Annotated in this window: 15 protein-coding genes and 2 pseudogenes; 5 read left to right on the top strand and 12 right to left on the bottom strand. The window is 36.6% G+C overall.

Annotation, left to right across the window (positions count from 1 at the left end; translation table 11 throughout):
* Positions 1-21: 21 nt before the first annotated feature.
* The 5 genes and pseudogenes from P3L44_RS10435 to P3L44_RS10415 form a co-directional block, all read right to left on the bottom strand.
* Positions 22-573, bottom strand: a complete 552-nt coding sequence (locus P3L44_RS10435) for a hypothetical protein (protein WP_004254476.1) — start codon at positions 571-573, stop codon at positions 22-24.
* Positions 574-690: 117 nt separating this feature from the next.
* Positions 691-1,464 carry a GNAT family N-acetyltransferase gene (locus P3L44_RS10430; RefSeq protein WP_112307091.1) on the bottom strand — a complete coding sequence of 258 codons (774 nt, stop codon included), beginning with the start codon at positions 1,462-1,464 and terminating at the stop codon, positions 691-693.
* Positions 1,465-1,467: 3 nt separating this feature from the next.
* Positions 1,468-1,656, bottom strand: coding sequence for an FAD-binding oxidoreductase (locus P3L44_RS10425; RefSeq protein ID WP_109912282.1), 189 nt, complete (start codon positions 1,654-1,656; stop codon positions 1,468-1,470).
* A 186-nt stretch (positions 1,657-1,842) separates the two neighbouring features.
* Complete coding sequence (locus P3L44_RS10420; protein ID WP_272662393.1) at positions 1,843-3,003, bottom strand: MFS transporter; 1,161 nt, start codon at positions 3,001-3,003, stop codon at positions 1,843-1,845.
* A gap of 12 nt (positions 3,004-3,015) precedes the next feature.
* Positions 3,016-3,282: pseudogene (locus tag P3L44_RS10415) on the bottom strand (inositol monophosphatase family protein); the annotation flags it as partial.
* 145 nt (positions 3,283-3,427) lie between these two features.
* On the opposite strand from P3L44_RS10415, the gene P3L44_RS10410 reads away from it, so the two are divergent.
* A complete protein-coding gene (locus tag P3L44_RS10410) occupies positions 3,428-4,348 on the top strand; it encodes an alpha/beta hydrolase family protein (RefSeq protein ID WP_272662392.1) in 921 nt (306 codons plus the stop codon).
* Between the two features lie 137 nt (positions 4,349-4,485).
* Here P3L44_RS10410 and P3L44_RS10405 read toward each other — a convergent pair whose 3' ends face one another.
* The gene (locus tag P3L44_RS10405; protein ID WP_140172479.1) at positions 4,486-5,268 is read right to left on the bottom strand and encodes a GNAT family N-acetyltransferase; all 783 of its coding nucleotides are present in this window, start codon (positions 5,266-5,268) and stop codon (positions 4,486-4,488) included.
* Between the two features lie 184 nt (positions 5,269-5,452).
* On the opposite strand from P3L44_RS10405, the gene yqfB reads away from it, so the two are divergent.
* Together yqfB and P3L44_RS10395 are read left to right on the top strand one after the other, a co-directional pair.
* A complete protein-coding gene (gene yqfB / locus P3L44_RS10400; RefSeq protein ID WP_140172480.1) occupies positions 5,453-5,782 on the top strand; it encodes a N(4)-acetylcytidine aminohydrolase in 330 nt (109 codons plus the stop codon).
* A gap of 122 nt (positions 5,783-5,904) precedes the next feature.
* Complete coding sequence (locus tag P3L44_RS10395) at positions 5,905-6,087, top strand: hypothetical protein (RefSeq protein ID WP_094960585.1); 183 nt, start codon at positions 5,905-5,907, stop codon at positions 6,085-6,087.
* Positions 6,088-6,089: 2 nt separating this feature from the next.
* Here the strand turns inward: P3L44_RS10395 and P3L44_RS10390 are convergent, their stop codons facing one another.
* The 5 genes and pseudogenes from P3L44_RS10390 to P3L44_RS10370 all read right to left on the bottom strand — a co-directional run bounded on the left by P3L44_RS10390 (position 6,090) and on the right by P3L44_RS10370 (position 10,787).
* A complete protein-coding gene (locus tag P3L44_RS10390; protein ID WP_272662391.1) occupies positions 6,090-6,956 on the bottom strand; it encodes an SDR family oxidoreductase in 867 nt (288 codons plus the stop codon).
* Between the two features lie 28 nt (positions 6,957-6,984).
* A pseudogene (locus P3L44_RS10385) lies at positions 6,985-7,377 on the bottom strand (GNAT family N-acetyltransferase); the annotation flags it as partial.
* 259 nt (positions 7,378-7,636) lie between these two features.
* Positions 7,637-8,626, bottom strand: coding sequence for a D-cysteine desulfhydrase (locus P3L44_RS10380; protein ID WP_140172481.1), 990 nt, complete (start codon positions 8,624-8,626; stop codon positions 7,637-7,639).
* Positions 8,627-8,641: 15 nt separating this feature from the next.
* On the bottom strand, positions 8,642-10,069 hold the full coding sequence (locus tag P3L44_RS10375; protein ID WP_140172482.1) for a Na+/H+ antiporter NhaC family protein: 1,428 nt from the start codon (positions 10,067-10,069) through the stop codon (positions 8,642-8,644).
* Between the two features lie 175 nt (positions 10,070-10,244).
* Positions 10,245-10,787 (bottom strand): GNAT family N-acetyltransferase, encoded by a 543-nt coding sequence (locus tag P3L44_RS10370; protein WP_140172483.1) that lies wholly within the window; start codon positions 10,785-10,787, stop codon positions 10,245-10,247.
* Positions 10,788-10,941: 154 nt separating this feature from the next.
* Between P3L44_RS10370 and P3L44_RS10365 the strand changes: the two genes are divergently transcribed.
* Together P3L44_RS10365 and ada are read left to right on the top strand one after the other, a co-directional pair.
* Positions 10,942-11,796: a helix-turn-helix domain-containing protein gene (locus P3L44_RS10365; RefSeq protein ID WP_272662389.1), complete on the top strand. Its 855-nt coding sequence runs from the start codon at positions 10,942-10,944 to the stop codon at positions 11,794-11,796.
* Positions 11,797-11,973: 177 nt separating this feature from the next.
* On the top strand, positions 11,974-13,050 hold the full coding sequence (ada, locus tag P3L44_RS10360) for a bifunctional DNA-binding transcriptional regulator/O6-methylguanine-DNA methyltransferase Ada (protein ID WP_200129123.1): 1,077 nt from the start codon (positions 11,974-11,976) through the stop codon (positions 13,048-13,050).
* Between the two features lie 112 nt (positions 13,051-13,162).
* Here ada and P3L44_RS10355 read toward each other — a convergent pair whose 3' ends face one another.
* The gene (locus P3L44_RS10355) at positions 13,163-14,410 is read right to left on the bottom strand and encodes an MFS transporter (protein WP_272662388.1); all 1,248 of its coding nucleotides are present in this window, start codon (positions 14,408-14,410) and stop codon (positions 13,163-13,165) included.
* Positions 14,411-14,704 lie beyond the last annotated feature (294 nt).

Below are 14,704 nucleotides of genomic sequence, written 5' to 3'. Positions count from 1 at the left end.
TTTTTATGGCTACCGAGATGTTTATTTACCCTGAACTTGAGCTTTCATTTGTTGTAAAAATAAGTTTGTTTCTTTTGGTGAGGTGAGTCGAACAAACTGAATATGGCGTAAGTTGATATTTGCCATATGACTTAGATTTCTTTTCTTATTTGGATAGTAAGTCTTTAATAGCCACAGAATTATCGAATCACGGCTGAAAAAAGCATTTTTCCAACGTTCTTTATTACCTGTATTTGCCCACAACTCTTGTCCTGAACGAATGCGCGACAATGTGCGCGTAATCGACTGATAAAGCGTTCTTGGTAAGGAGTAATCCAGCCATACCACCATATCAACCTCTTTCCATTTAATGGGTTGGGTTCGCGTATAGTTTCCATCAAGAACCCATCCAGATACCGCTTTATCTAATGCAGCGGTGAGTTTCTGGTTAAGCGCATCATCCGAAGAACCTTGCCAATTCGCTAACCAATATAAGCTATCCAATTCGATAGAAGGGACGTTTAACAACAGCGAAAGTTGTTGGCAAAGGGTACTTTTACCGCTACCACTAGTGCCAATAATATTAATTTTCATATGTAAATATTAGATAATTTTGTCATTATGATTAATCTGGAATGACTGAGCTTGGAACCATCGTGTGAACAATGATCCCACTTCAGATAGTTCTACAAATAACATTATGGTTATAAATTATTTGCACCAAACATAATTGATATAGCGAAAGAGAGGTTCAAATCCAAATTTTTTATACAAATCAAATCCCGCTTCAGATGCATCTAGGAAACAGTGTTCTACACCTTGTTGGCGGCAAAATGCTAACGCATAATCAATAAGTTGTGAAGCATAACCATTACCTTGATGACTTGGCTCGGTACCAATATCATCAAAACGCGCTAACGTACCTTCGATCGTCACCGTCATGGAGGTCGCTGGTTCACCATTAACGAGTAACACAAGGTGAAACTGCGGGGCGCCTTGTTGTAATGCATCCTCATGATAACGCACATATTCCTGAATAACCTGATCGTGCTCTTCAGACAGGTAAAACGCAGAAACCAGTGGCTTTGCCCACAAAGACAAATCGTGATTGGCTAAGACGATATCGACTTGGTTATCAGGCAGTTCAACTTCATTTTGCTTTACTAAGGTCAGTGCCATTGCAGTCGTGACGCTGTCACGTTTGTACCCTAATGACTCAGCCTCAGTTACCACCTGCTGGAGCATCTCTTCGGGGATCACTAAGGTATGGTTTTTCTTCTGTGAAACAAACAGGTTGTGAGCCTGCATAAAGGCGTGACTGGTTGAGTCAGGCTGCAAATAAATGAAGTTAAACGCTGGCGAATTAAGGGGCGTTAAATAGCAAATTGTGTGTTGTGCAATCTGGATACTATGTTCACAAATAGATGTCCAAAATGTTTTTTCAATCGATTGATAATGTCTTAAATAGTACAACGGAATATTCATTTGTCAGTTACCTGATACAAAACGAGTTAATCGATATGGGCCTAATGCGGCTTGTTCTATCCCATGCAAGATTTCATCTTGAGCCAATTGGCATATCAAAGGCGCTAGCGTGATCGCAGCGTGCATACTGATAATATATAAACCTTCGAAATCAGCAACTTTTCCGACAATTGGCATCTCATCTTTAGGCATAGGTCGCATTCCTGTGAAAGCGTTTTCAAGATTTAGCGTGTTACTACCTATAAATGAATTTTTAATTGTTGTAAGGGCGTTTTGTGCGATAGCTAACGCGTTGTGTTCAGGTTTATCATCAATATAATCTTCAGCGCAGAGTATTTTACCTGAACCTGCAAGGGCAGCCTTATGAGATTCAAAAAATCACACACGGATAAAACGAGTCACAAAAGCAATAATAACTAATAATGCAGAAATTAATAATAATGCAGTTGCCAGGGACAGTTGAAAAGCAACAAAACCAATAGCTGCAGGTCCTGCCAAAATACCTAAATAGCCTAAAGTTGAAATTGCAGGTACGGCAAGAGCCTCTGGCATCGTTTTTTGCTTCCCTACAGCAGAAAACATCACCGGTACTATATTAGATGAACCTGCACCGACTAATGCAAAACCCATGATGGCAAATATAAGATGAGGAGATAAAACAGCAATAACAAAACCGAGGCAAGCGAGTAAAGCACCTAAAAATACGACGCGAGAGGAACCGACTCGCATAACAATTTTGTCGCCCAGTAATCGGCCAATCGTCATAGTTGTGGCAAAAGCAGCAAACCCTAAGCCGCCTAAAGTTTCTTCTAATCCATGGTGTTCAATTAAAAATACAGCTCCCCAGTCAAGAACTGCACCTTCAGCAAGAAAAACGGCAAAACAAACAACCCCAATAACCAAAACAATGCCTTTCGGTATAGCGATAAGAGGGCCTGTTGGGGCGTTAGCGTAAGGGATTAAACCGTTATAGCAAATAGCTAATAAAACTACGGCAATAACTGAAACGATGATTGATGCCATTGTCGCGGAAACACCAAGTAACAAGATCAAACTCATGGTACCTGCACCAGCTATCCCCCCGACACTATAAAAACCATGAAAGCCGGACATAATTGGCTTATCAGATGATTTTTCAACAATCACCGCTTGAACATTCATCGCACAATCTGTTAAGCCAATGAAAATTCCAAATAATAATAAGGCAATGATAATAAAGTTAATTTGCGATAAAGAGGATAAAATGGGGAATAACAAACTAAAGGCGATGGTAGAAAACACCATTAAACGGCGGCAACCAAATTTGGCAGCTAATGCACCAGTTACTGGCATAGCAATAAGTGCCCCTCCACCGAAACATAATAGTAGCATGCCAAGGGTGGCATCATTTGCCCCTGTGTTAAGTTTGACATAAGGAACAATGGCTGCCCAGGCCGCGGTAACAAAACCGGCAATAAAAAAAATAATTCGAGTAGAAACTTGTTCCTTTTTCGCAGGCATAAAGGAAACATGACTATTAACTTGTTGAGTAGATTGCATTTATAATACTTCTTAAAAGATAAAATTAACTACCTGTATTAAGATAGCCAGAATTTGTTCATGAAGGTTTGGGTAGCCTGTTGCTACAACCGTACCACCAATTTCAGCTCAGCAACCATCTAATGTAGTCACTTTGCCAATAGCACGTTCTATAATAGGGATTAATGGAACAATATCATAAGGTTCCAGTGCGAATTCGACACAAATATCGATTTTACCCGCTGCTAACATTGCCATTGCATAGCATTCTCCCCCATAGCGAGTCATTAATACTTGTTTCTCAAGCGCCATAAAAAAATTGTACAGGTCTAAACCGTATATCTATATTTAATCTTGTTTTACGAGGGCATTTTAGGCGCTATTTGTTATAAAAAACTCAATATAATATCGTCGAAAGGTCCTTATAGAACATGATGAGTGTGCAATGAAACTAAAAATTACGCCTTTGTTGTTTTCAATTTATCCATTAAGTGTATTTGCACAGAATTTACCTGTGAGTATGCAAACTATGCACTTTGCAGGCAAAGATATAAATTATTATTTAATCCAAAAACAAGCCAAAAAATCAAAGGATTTATTAGTTTTATTACAAGGCTCAGATTGTAAAAGCGTCATTAATAACCCCAATATGTTGAAAAATTTCGGGGCTGTATTTCCTCATAATGATATTTTATTAGTTGAAAAAACAGGATTAAACAGCCAAGTGGGGGTTAATGGCGAAGAAGCTTCAGAAGAAGAATGTCCTGTTGACTACATGTCGAAAGACTCGCCATTAGAACGCGCCAATAATTATGTAGCAGTATTAAAGCAATTAAAAAATGATTACCAACACATAGTGCTATTAGGCGGAAGTGAAGGTGCGCTGGTAACTAATTTAATTGTTGCACAAGAAAACTTTATTACCGCATCCGTTGCATTGAATGTTGGCGGCCAATACTTCATTAATGATGTTCTATATAGTATTGAAAATAATACACCTAAAGAAGAAATTGCTAACTCAAAGGAAGGTTTTAAACAATTTGCAGAAGCGCTAAAACAAAAGCAATTAAATAACGACCAATTTGTCAGCGGCCATGGCTCGAAATGGTGGTATGAGATGCTCACCATTGACAATTTAAAACTTATCCAGTCAGTTAAAACCCCACATTTGGTGATACAAACGATAGCGGATACCAACGTGGATGCTCATGGTACAGATAATATGATGAAACAAGTTCGTAATACCCATGTTAGTTACCGTTCTTATGAAGATTTAGACCATTATTTCAAAGATAAAGATGGGCAGTTGCACACTGAACAAATTGTGACAGATATTCAGCATTGGTACCAAACGGTGACAAAATAAATATACTGGGAGTTATCATTATATTAATCCCCATGATTGTGTCACTAGGTGTAGTTTTGCGATTAGTGATTACATTAAACCTTATTTTTTTAGGTAAAGTAAAATGCATCTTGATTATTAAGATGCATTCAATAAAATCACTCCGAAATATAGCTGTAGTAATTAAAAATAGGTTCAAAACCCAGTTTTTTGTAGATAGATAACCCTTCACTGGATGACTCCAATACACACTGTTTAATCCCTTGTTGATGGCAAAGGTATAGCGCATGTTTAATAAGTGAAGTCGCGAGCCCTTTACCTTGGTATTGAATATCAGTACCAATATCATCAAGTCGAGCTGTTTCATTATTAAATGTCATAGTTAAGGTTGAGACTGGTTGCTGATCAGCAAATAAGACTAAATGCACCATATTAGTTTGTTTATCAAGTGCTCTTTGGTGATAACGAATATACTCGTCAGTAACAGTTGAGTCACTTTCATCTGTATCAGAATCGACAGGGAATGCTGTAATTAACGGCTGAGCCCAATCTTCGAGTCGATCATTACTCTGTATTATCTGAAAATCAGTATTAAGCGGTGGTGGTGAATTGTATTGAGACAGAGCCCCTTGTGGCAAAATCATTGCGGTTGATTCACCATCAAAGACTAATCTCCGTGTTATTATTTCTGACTCAAATAGTGAAAGTATTTGGTCATGAACAACCAGTGCATAAGGCTTAGCTTGTTGTTTGAATAGCGCTTCGGCCTTCTCGTAATCTGAAATGAGTGCGCCTTGGTGGAGGTAAATATAATTAAATATAGGCAATGGTAGCTCAGAAAAATAAGCACTAGTTTGGTTGCTAATTTTCACCGTATTTGCACTTATTGCAGACCAAAAATAGTATTCTTGTTGATAGAACAAATTTTCATTGTTATCCATTATGTGTACTCAGTTTATAGACGTAGATAATCTTTTTATGGCCTGATTGTATATAAAACGGAATGATCGCTATAGTGTTCGTATAATTGAAAGCACAAAAAGAACCATTTTATTGCAATTTATTGGATTTATAAGAAAATAGGTCTTCCTAGAAAAGAGATTGTATAAAAATAAGAGAATTATTATGAATAACGCACCAGACACGATAACCTTTTTTGAGCGTTTACTTCCATTGGTGGTTTCCGGTAAAAAAATTATCACTATTCGTGATAAAAGCGAGAGCGATTATGTTCCTGGGAGTATTGTGAAGGTATATGCGTTAGAAACAGGGAAATATTATACTGATATTAAAATATTGTCGGTAGAGCCCATTTCTTATGATGACATTTCTGAATACCACGCTAAGCAAGAAGCCATGAGTCTAGAGACGTTGAAAGCACTTATCAAAGAGATTTACCCAAACGAGCAATATTTATACGTGATCACTTACCAATTGCTGAATAGCACTGACTGATCACGAATATAGTTTTTTGGTAATTTGTAAAAATGCCTTTGTTGCCGGTGATGCTTGGTTCTCGTTAATAACAGCAAAAGCAATACTACGCTTAACTGGTGGGCTAAGGGGGTTCACCATTAGTGGCTGCGGGTGCAGGGGTATTTATTGCACTAAATCCGCTGAGTGCGGTTATTGTGGGAACTCTATTTCTTAATGAGCAACTCAGTACAGTGACCTTTATTGGCGGAATATTAATTTTTTGGGAATACTTATTGCGAATAAAAAATAATATAAAAATAGGCCAAATTAGAGGCCTATTTTAAGTTTATTTGAATTTTTCTTGATGTTTTAAAATAAATTCTTTTAGTGATGTTGGCGCTTTACCCGTTATAGTTTGAAAATTATCAAAAATTATTCCTGAACGGTCTAATTCCCCATTGGTAAAAGCGACATAATGGTCATAGATACTTTTCATATAAGCGAGTTCTAAATTATTTTTAACGGCATGTTGCCAAAACTGATTGGGATTTTCTGCCTGATAGCTGAAAGGGATCCCCAATTGTTCTGTTAATAATTCAGCTATTTGTGTGTAGTTTTTGTTTTCATAACCAAGACGATAAATTTGGTCTGCATGTTGTTGCGGATTAAGTAAGCAATAAGCCGCTAGTTCAGCAACATCGGCACAGTCTACCCAACTGAGTACCGCATTGCCAAAATAAGAGCGCAAGACTCCTTTTTGTAAGTTTTCATCCCCTTGATAACCCAGTAAGTTTTGCATATAAGATTCGGGGCGAAGGTGAGTAAATTGTATTCCTGACCATTCAATATAGCGTTCAATAAGCTGGTGCCATGCCCAATGGGCCACTTGAGCGCTATCGTCCCCACAGGCACCTAAGTGCACGATATATTTCACGGCCGATTTTTTTGCAATATCAACGAAAATCTTACTTTGTACAAGCATATCAATGGCATAGCCCGTCATCATGAAAACGGAATCTATACCCTGTAAAGCGGTTTCAATAGTATCTGGCTTATCATAATCCATAACAACAGTTCGATAAGGTGTGTTTTTCAACTTAGCAGGATCTCTAACCGCTAAAACAATATCATGATAGCCTTTGTTCTGTAATGATTGGATAAGGTAATGACCAACCTGGCCCGTCGCACCAGTAATAAGAATTGTATTTTTCATGAATATCCTATAGTGACAATATATTCAGTTAAAGTGTTTTGCTCATAATATATTCAAGAGATTGCTGAGTTTCGCTTGTAAATAACATTTCTTTTAGAATATGCATACCGTTTGACTGATAAAATGCCATTGCTCGAGTGTTACTTGCGAGAACATTTAGCCATAGCAAAGAGTCATCTTGTTGTTTTGCGAGCGCTTCAATAAATTTAAATACGGTTTTTCCATAACCTTTACCTGTAGCGCTAGGAGAAAAGTAAAGCTTATTTAACAAAGTACCAACTAAATTAGTTTCAGGTATACAGGAGTGATAGGTTAGTTTTACTAAACCGATTGGGCTCGTATTTTCAATAATATACCAATCAATATGCTGTTGATTAAGGTCCTCAGTGATTTTAGTTGTGCTGTATTCTTGATTTAAATATGTGTTAAGTTCATTTTGGCTATTTCATAATGTAGCAAAATGATGCAAATAACTTTCCGTACCTATTTCATGTAGCAATAACGCGTCGTGTTTCGTTGCTTTTCTTAGTATATGGGGAACTTGGTTCATAAATGTTTTCTCCTGTGCTTTATCAGTGTATAGCAATCAATTGATAAATGTTATAGAAGAGGAAAAGTAGAGCATTTTTGGTATTAGAGAGAAGATAAAAGGACTATTTAGCCCTTTTATCTGATGATGATTATTTAATTGTTTGGCTAATATCTGAGTAAGCAAATAATGCTTGGGCTCCACCCGTATGAATAAACAGAACGGGAGTTTTTTCTTCAGATCTTTCCAAGTAGTCAATTAACCCAGCCATGGCTTTACCGGTATAAACTGGGTCTAATAAAATACCTTCTTGCCGCGCTAATAAGTTGATTGCGGCGAGGCCTTTTTGGTTTGGCATTCCATACATGGGAGCAAAAAAGTTATCCCATAATTGTACTTCAGGTGTTTTAGCTAGACCCAACCATTGAGCCAGTTCGGATTGCAATTTTTCAACTTTAGGGGCTTGGTCTTGTTGCTTTCGTGACACTGTCACGCCAATTACTTGGCTCTGTGGTAGTAATTCCTGTAAACCAATAGCAAGCCCTGCATGGGTTCCAGCACTTCCTGAAGCAACAATAATTTTATCAAATTCAATATGTTCTGGCTTCTGTTGAGCTATCTCAATAGCGCATTGGACATAGCCTAAAGCACCTAATGTATTTGACCCACCCACAGGGACAATATAGGCATCTTTAAGAGAAAGTGTTTTAATTAGCGCTTCCATTTGGGATTGTGGGTCGGTTAATTCATCACACATCACACAACGGGTGGAAAATAAGTCAGTTAATAATTTATTACCATTATGCAGAAAGTTAGGGTTATCACTTTTAATTGGATTTTCTAATAACGCAACGCATTCAAGCCCATACATGGCAGCAACAGCTGCAGTTTGGCGGACATGGTTTGATTGAATTGCCCCCGCGGTAACAATAATTTTTGCTTTTTTGGCTAATGCATCAGCCATTAAAAATTCTAGTTTACGCAGTTTATTTCCCCCCATAGCAAGGGGAGTCATATCATCACGTTTTATATAAATCTCACGACCAAACTTATGCGATAAATTATTCAATCGATTAAGTGGAGTCGACGAGTTAAGTAAATCTATTTTTGCGTACTGTGTTAGTTGTTGTTGGATAGACATCTAAACTCCCAATAATTAATAAGAAAAACCAAGGTAAAGGTAAATAGCAAGAACAATACTGGCAGTTACTAACGCATAAGGCATTTGAGTACGAATATGCTCAATATGTTCGCAGTCTGTCGCCATTGAAGCAACAATAGCATCCGCAGAAATTGGGGAGGTCATATCGCCAAATATTGAGCCAGAAATTGCTGCACCAATCATATATTCCACAGGCATTCCTACAGATAAACCTAATTGAACTCCGATAGGGATCATTATTGCGAAAGTTCCCCAAGAGGTACCTGTTGCTAAAGACATAATGGCGCTAATTATAAAGATAAAACCAATAGAAAAACCTGGAGCCATAACGCCTTGAGTGACTTCAGCAATATAAGCGCCTGTGTTTAACTCAGCAGAAACATTACCCATTAAGAATGCTAAAATCATAATGGAGCTAATTTTTAGCATATTGGCGTAGCCGATAAATAACTCTTTAAAGAACGCATCAATATTTAGTAGCCGTCGACCGATAAACCAACAGAAAGATACCACGGTACCAAACATGACTCCCCAATATACGGAGGTCGAACCGCTTCCTTTGCTAAAGTCACCGTCACCTGTGATGTATAGTGCGATAGGGACCATTAATACCGTAGATAAAATAGGTATAAAGAAGTTTAATGAAGAATGAGCATTAGGGTGATCAATAATCTCGTCTTCGTTCTCTTGGCTTTGTAATTGAGAAATATTCCCAGCAATAAAATTTTGTCGGTATGTATCTTCTGCTTTTTTCATGGGACCCCATGAAATGTTAGTAAATACATAGAATAGGATAGTTATAATGGATAGCCATGCCATTAAATTGTAGCCAATCGACGTAATTAAAATATCAAAAGGCTCGCCTTGAATCAGTCCTTGGGATATTTGTACCCCAATTAACCCCATTATTACCGCTCCCCAACCATTGATGATGGCGGAGGAACAAACAGAAACACACGCTGTTTGGATAATATAGGACATTTTTTCAGGGGCAACACCATATTGCCGTGCTAGATTTTTAGTTGAGGCGCCGGCGACTAATTGGTTAATTGAGCTTTCAATAAAAATAAGAGAAGTAATGATAATAGCAAGCAACTGGGTAGATTTACGGTTTTTAATTAATTTTGTCTTATTGGTAAGTAACTGAACTAACGCACGAACACCACCGGTAACCACAACAAGCCTCATGATCCCACCGATCATAACCATAAAGACAATTGTTCGCGTATTCCCTGCAGATGAAAACGTATCAATAATACCATCAACGGTACCTTGAACACCTAATAATACGTTGTGGTCATGAATGACAGTAAAACCAACGAGTATTCCTAACATTAATGAAAGCATGACTTGGCGAGTTAATATCGCCAATATTATAGTCACAATGGGAGTGATAACGGTCCAAATACCATAGTCCTGCATGTGTTTACCTGTGATCTGAGAGAAAATATGAATTTTATAATTATTGAAAAATCATAGCATTAATAGGAACACGGTAGAATAATTTTATGTAGTTTGAAATGGGTTGTGACAATAAATTAATAAGAAAAAGGCCAAACAGATAAATGTTGGCCATATGTATAGGTAGAATCAAATATTACTGTCGAGCTTGCCACTCTTTAGCCGTTATTTTACTAATATCTTCTGTCTTAGTTTCACCAATTAATTCAATAAATTGTGGTTCAAGAGTTGCATAGTATTTGAAGCCGCATTTTTCTTGGGCAATTTTAGATTGTTCGTTACCTTGAAAGTAACCACACCATAAATTATCTAATTTCAAATTAGTGAATGCATGGTGCATGATGGCGTCAATTGACTCTGGTATAAGGCCTTTTCCCCAGAACGGTACACCTATCCAATAGCTAACTTCTGCATCATTTTCACCAATAGAAAAATTACTTTCATGGCTGAATGATAAACCAATCAAGCCAATAGCTTGGTTCTCATTTTTTAACGTTACAGCGTAAATTTCATCACGCATAAAAATATTCTTGATGATAGAAAGACTCTCTTCTTCGCTTTTGTGTGCAGGCCAACCTGCGATTGGGCCAATTCTTTCATCTTTTGCATAGAAATATAAATCAGCGGCATCTGTTTCTTGCCAAGGACGCAATACTAACCTATTTGTTGTAAGTACCATTTTATCATCTCCTCATTATGGCATCTCCTAACTTGAAAGCTATTTTAGGTATTTATGGAAATAAAATAAGGGCATAACTTGTACATTATGGGTACTTATGACAACTTTTTTGTTATGATATGCGTTATATGAAGCAAATCAAAACACAACAATCATGCAGCATTTAAAAAATTATCAAATTGATTTACCTGAAGCCATACGGATTGGTGAAAGTAATATGGAAGAGATGCAATTTAAACCGATTAAAACATCTTATGTGGCGGTTTGTGTATGCAAGCAAGGATATGGAGTCTTCAATATTAATTTCAAACGGCATCTGATACGCAAAAACGATATTATCATTTTATACGATGATTCTTTTGCAATGCTGCAAGCCAAATCACGTAAATTTCGTTTGGAATATTGGTTGATTGATAAAAATCTAGCAACAGAAATTGCCTATGTATTACCAAATCAATTATTTGCTTTTTTTTATGATTTTCCTGTTATTTCAATTCCATTAGAAAAAGTTGCACTGTTTGAAAGCTGGAGCTACATTCTTTTAGCTATAGTGTCTAATTGGGGTAAATATGGGGTATTACAATTAAAAAACCATTTACAAAATTTATTTTTAGAAATCAGTAATCATGCACAACACATTTCTATAAAACCAGAAAATAAAAGCCGCCAAGAGCAGCTTTGTTGGCGTTTTTGGGACTTAATTACAACTCACTGTAAGCAGCATAAAGAAGTGAAATTTTATGCTGAACAATTGTCTATTACACCATTCTACTTGTCCAAAATTAGTCAAAATTTTTTTAATGACCCACCAAAAGTATTAATAGATAGGCAAGTTATTTTAGAAATAAAAGCATTATTAGAAATTGGTAATTTATCCATTAAGCAAATTGCTGATGAATTAAATTTTGAAGATACATCTTATTTATGCCGTTACTTTAAACGGCATACAGGAATGACGTTAACAGGATTTAAAAAATGCATTGCACAAAAAGAGCTGAAAAACAAATAATACTAATGCGGTTCAATTTTTGTTGAGTACTTTTTATAAACGCAATAACACATTGGAATTCATGTAATTATGGCATTGTGCTGGACGGATAAAGCTAGAATTAAAAAGCAATGTTCGGAGTTTTTTAGGACTGAAGTTTGTCATAATTAATGTAATTAACCAGCGAAGGGCGACATGATGATAACTAAAAATTTGTGGAAAACGCCAGAACAGAGGTGGCAAGCGGTGGTTGAAAGGAATAAATCCGCAGATGGTCATTTTGTTTACGGTGTAAGAACCTCTGCTATTTATTGCCATCCATCTGCGGCGGGGCGTTTACCAAATAGAGATAATGTTGAGTTTTTCGATAATGAACAGCAAGCTATTGGACAAGGCTACTGTGCTGGAAAACGCTTTCGGACAGAAACGTCACAATTAACCCAATTTTATCAAGAACAAATTGAAAAGGCTTGTCGTTATATTGAGCAGCAGGAACAAACGGTGAGCTTGGCAGAGTTAGCTGATTATATTGGTATGAGTCGCTATCATTTACATCGTTTATTTAAAGCACAGACAGGGTTAACACCAAAGGCATATGCGGATGCATTTCGCCATAAAACATTGCAGCAACAGCTTCAAGAAAAAAAACGAATTACGGATGCTATTTATGATGCAGGTTATCAATCAAATAGTCGCTTTTATGAAGCCTCATCTCAACGACTAGGCATGACGCCGAGTGAATGGAAATCAGGAGGAAGAGGCAGTAAAATTTATTTTGCTCTTGCGGTTTGCTCGTTGGGAACATTATTAGTTGCACAAAGTCCGATAGGGGTTTGCGCCATTTTGTTAGGGGATGACCCTGAGCAGTTATTGAATAATTTACAGGATAAATTCCCGAACGCAGAGCTCATTGGAGGAAATGACGACTTTGAACAACTAGTCGCTCAAGTGGTGGGTTTTATTGAGGCGCCTGAAATTGGTTTAAATTTACCATTAGACATTCAAGGTACTGCATTTCAACAACGCGTCTGGCAAGCTTTACGTAATATCCCAGTTGGGGAAACAAAGAGTTACAGTGATATTGCAGAAAAAATTGGCCAGCCTAGTGCAGTCAGAGCGGTAGCTAATGCCTGTGGTGCAAATATGTTAGCGGTAGCAATACCGTGCCACCGTGTTGTTAGGAGTAATGGTGATCTTTCTGGTTACCGTTGGGGTATTGACCGAAAACAAGCGTTATTGCTAAAAGAGGCGAAGTATAAGGCAGATAATAATTAAATTGCACTAAAAATGAAGAGTAACCCTAATATGACTATTTCAAAATCACACATTTGAAATAATATAACCCCCTTATTCTGTATATATGGCTCATGAATAAGGGGAATACGAGTCATTGAATGGCAGTTTTCGGTTGACTATTTTTAGGATAGAACAAGTAAATGACATAGAGAAGTGTAAAACTCGCAGTGTAGCCGGTAAATATCATCCAGAAAGTTTTCCAATCCACCACACCATTGACCGTATTAAGTTCGATAACCCATCCACATAATACAGCGCCTAAAAATGTGCCAAAACCGTTCACTAATGTGGTGAATACACCTTGTGCTGTTGAACGAAATTCGGGGGCAATTTCTTTTTCTAAGAATAGTGCTCCCGCGATATTAAAGAAATCAAATGCACAGCCGTATACAACCATGGATAAAAATAAAGCGATAGTACCAATCACAGTGAAATCACCGTAAGCAAATAAACCTAATCGTAAAATCCACGCGATCATACTCATAAATAGGATAGCTTCAATTTTGAATTTTTTGAGTAATAGCGGTAAAAGCAAAATAAATATAATTTCTGAAAATTGCGATATTGATAAAAAGATTGTGGGATATTCAGAAAAAACCGAGCCTCTAGCTTCAGGCATTAATGCCATATCTTGTAAAAAGGGAACACCAAAGGTATTGGTAATTTGTAAAACAGAGCCTAATAACATGGCAAAGAATAGAAATACTGCAACTCGTCCTTTTTTAAAGAGAAAAATAATATTTTGACAACTAAAACTGGGTTTTTCTTCTTTTCTCTCAATTTTACAGCTCTGTGTTGAAATAAAGAAAATAGAAAAAATACTGAGTACAATCGATGCAATAGCACCAATATATAATTGATAAAAACTCATTTCCAATTTTAATAAGCTAATTGTCCACATAGCGACAATAAAGCCTAAGGTACCGTAAACGCGTATTTTAGGAAAATAAACATCAGAATCGAGCTTTTCAGCGCTCAACATTTCAAAAACAATACTATTACAAACAGAAATAGTCGGCATATAAAACATTAGATGAACTAATGTCACAATAAATAGTAGGGTTATTGAATCACTATGAGCCATTACGATTAGAAATACAGCAGAAATGATATGTGATGTAGTGTATACAAGTTTTCTGTTATCAATTTTATCTGCAATAAATCCGATGATAATCGGTGAGCATAAGGCTGAGATACCTAATGTACTAAAAATTAAGCCGATTTCACCGCCTTTGAAATGTAATGTATTGAATAGGTAAGATGCAAAAGTAACTAGCCATGGTCCCCAGATAAAAAATTGTAGAAATGAAACGAATTTAAGCCGAGTGATAATATTCATGTTTATATACCTTCCGTTAGCCTAAACATGCTTTAATGTGATTATTAAATAAACTATTCTATTGATTTAATAACCAAATATGGAAGCAACTATCATGTTATTGTTTGTACATTATAAAATAGATAATGAGAGTTTTTTTTGACATAGAAATGGCTAATAGTCGATTAATCGCAGGAATTAGTGTATTTGAATGGGTAATATTACGTATTAAATGCATAGGAACAAGGAAATCAGATAGTAATTATTTTTGCTAAATTTAAGAAGATGGAATATTTGTTAATATATATTTAACTT

It is taken from the genome of Providencia sp. PROV175 (assembly GCF_032707045.1).
In the GTDB taxonomy this organism is placed as follows: domain Bacteria; phylum Pseudomonadota; class Gammaproteobacteria; order Enterobacterales; family Enterobacteriaceae; genus Providencia; species Providencia hangzhouensis.
Note: the sequence above shows the minus strand (reverse complement) of the source record. Positions and strands in the feature narration are given on the sequence as shown.

Bases quoted from the DNA above. Each gene is read 5' to 3' on its own strand.
- P3L44_RS10380 (WP_140172481.1), bottom strand. From the start codon at position 8,626: ATGTCTATCCAACAACAACTAACACAGTACGCAAAAATAGATTTACTT.
- P3L44_RS10390 (WP_272662391.1), bottom strand. From the start codon at position 6,956: ATGAAAAATACAATTCTTATTACTGGTGCGACGGGCCAGGTTGGTCAT.
- P3L44_RS10375 (WP_140172482.1), bottom strand. From the start codon at position 10,069: ATGCAGGACTATGGTATTTGGACCGTTATCACTCCCATTGTGACTATA.
- yqfB (WP_140172480.1), top strand. From the start codon at position 5,453: ATGAATAACGCACCAGACACGATAACCTTTTTTGAGCGTTTACTTCCA.
- P3L44_RS10405 (WP_140172479.1), bottom strand. From the start codon at position 5,268: ATGGATAACAATGAAAATTTGTTCTATCAACAAGAATACTATTTTTGG.
- P3L44_RS10355 (WP_272662388.1), bottom strand. From the start codon at position 14,410: ATGAATATTATCACTCGGCTTAAATTCGTTTCATTTCTACAATTTTTT.
- P3L44_RS10370 (WP_140172483.1), bottom strand. From the start codon at position 10,787: ATGGTACTTACAACAAATAGGTTAGTATTGCGTCCTTGGCAAGAAACA.
- P3L44_RS10435 (WP_004254476.1), bottom strand. From the start codon at position 573: ATGAAAATTAATATTATTGGCACTAGTGGTAGCGGTAAAAGTACCCTT.
- ada (WP_200129123.1), top strand. From the start codon at position 11,974: ATGATAACTAAAAATTTGTGGAAAACGCCAGAACAGAGGTGGCAAGCG.
- P3L44_RS10425 (WP_109912282.1), bottom strand. From the start codon at position 1,656: ATGCCTAAAGATGAGATGCCAATTGTCGGAAAAGTTGCTGATTTCGAA.
- P3L44_RS10420 (WP_272662393.1), bottom strand. From the start codon at position 3,003: ATGCAATCTACTCAACAAGTTAATAGTCATGTTTCCTTTATGCCTGCG.
- P3L44_RS10410 (WP_272662392.1), top strand. From the start codon at position 3,428: ATGAAACTAAAAATTACGCCTTTGTTGTTTTCAATTTATCCATTAAGT.
- P3L44_RS10430 (WP_112307091.1), bottom strand. From the start codon at position 1,464: ATGAATATTCCGTTGTACTATTTAAGACATTATCAATCGATTGAAAAA.
- P3L44_RS10365 (WP_272662389.1), top strand. From the start codon at position 10,942: ATGCAGCATTTAAAAAATTATCAAATTGATTTACCTGAAGCCATACGG.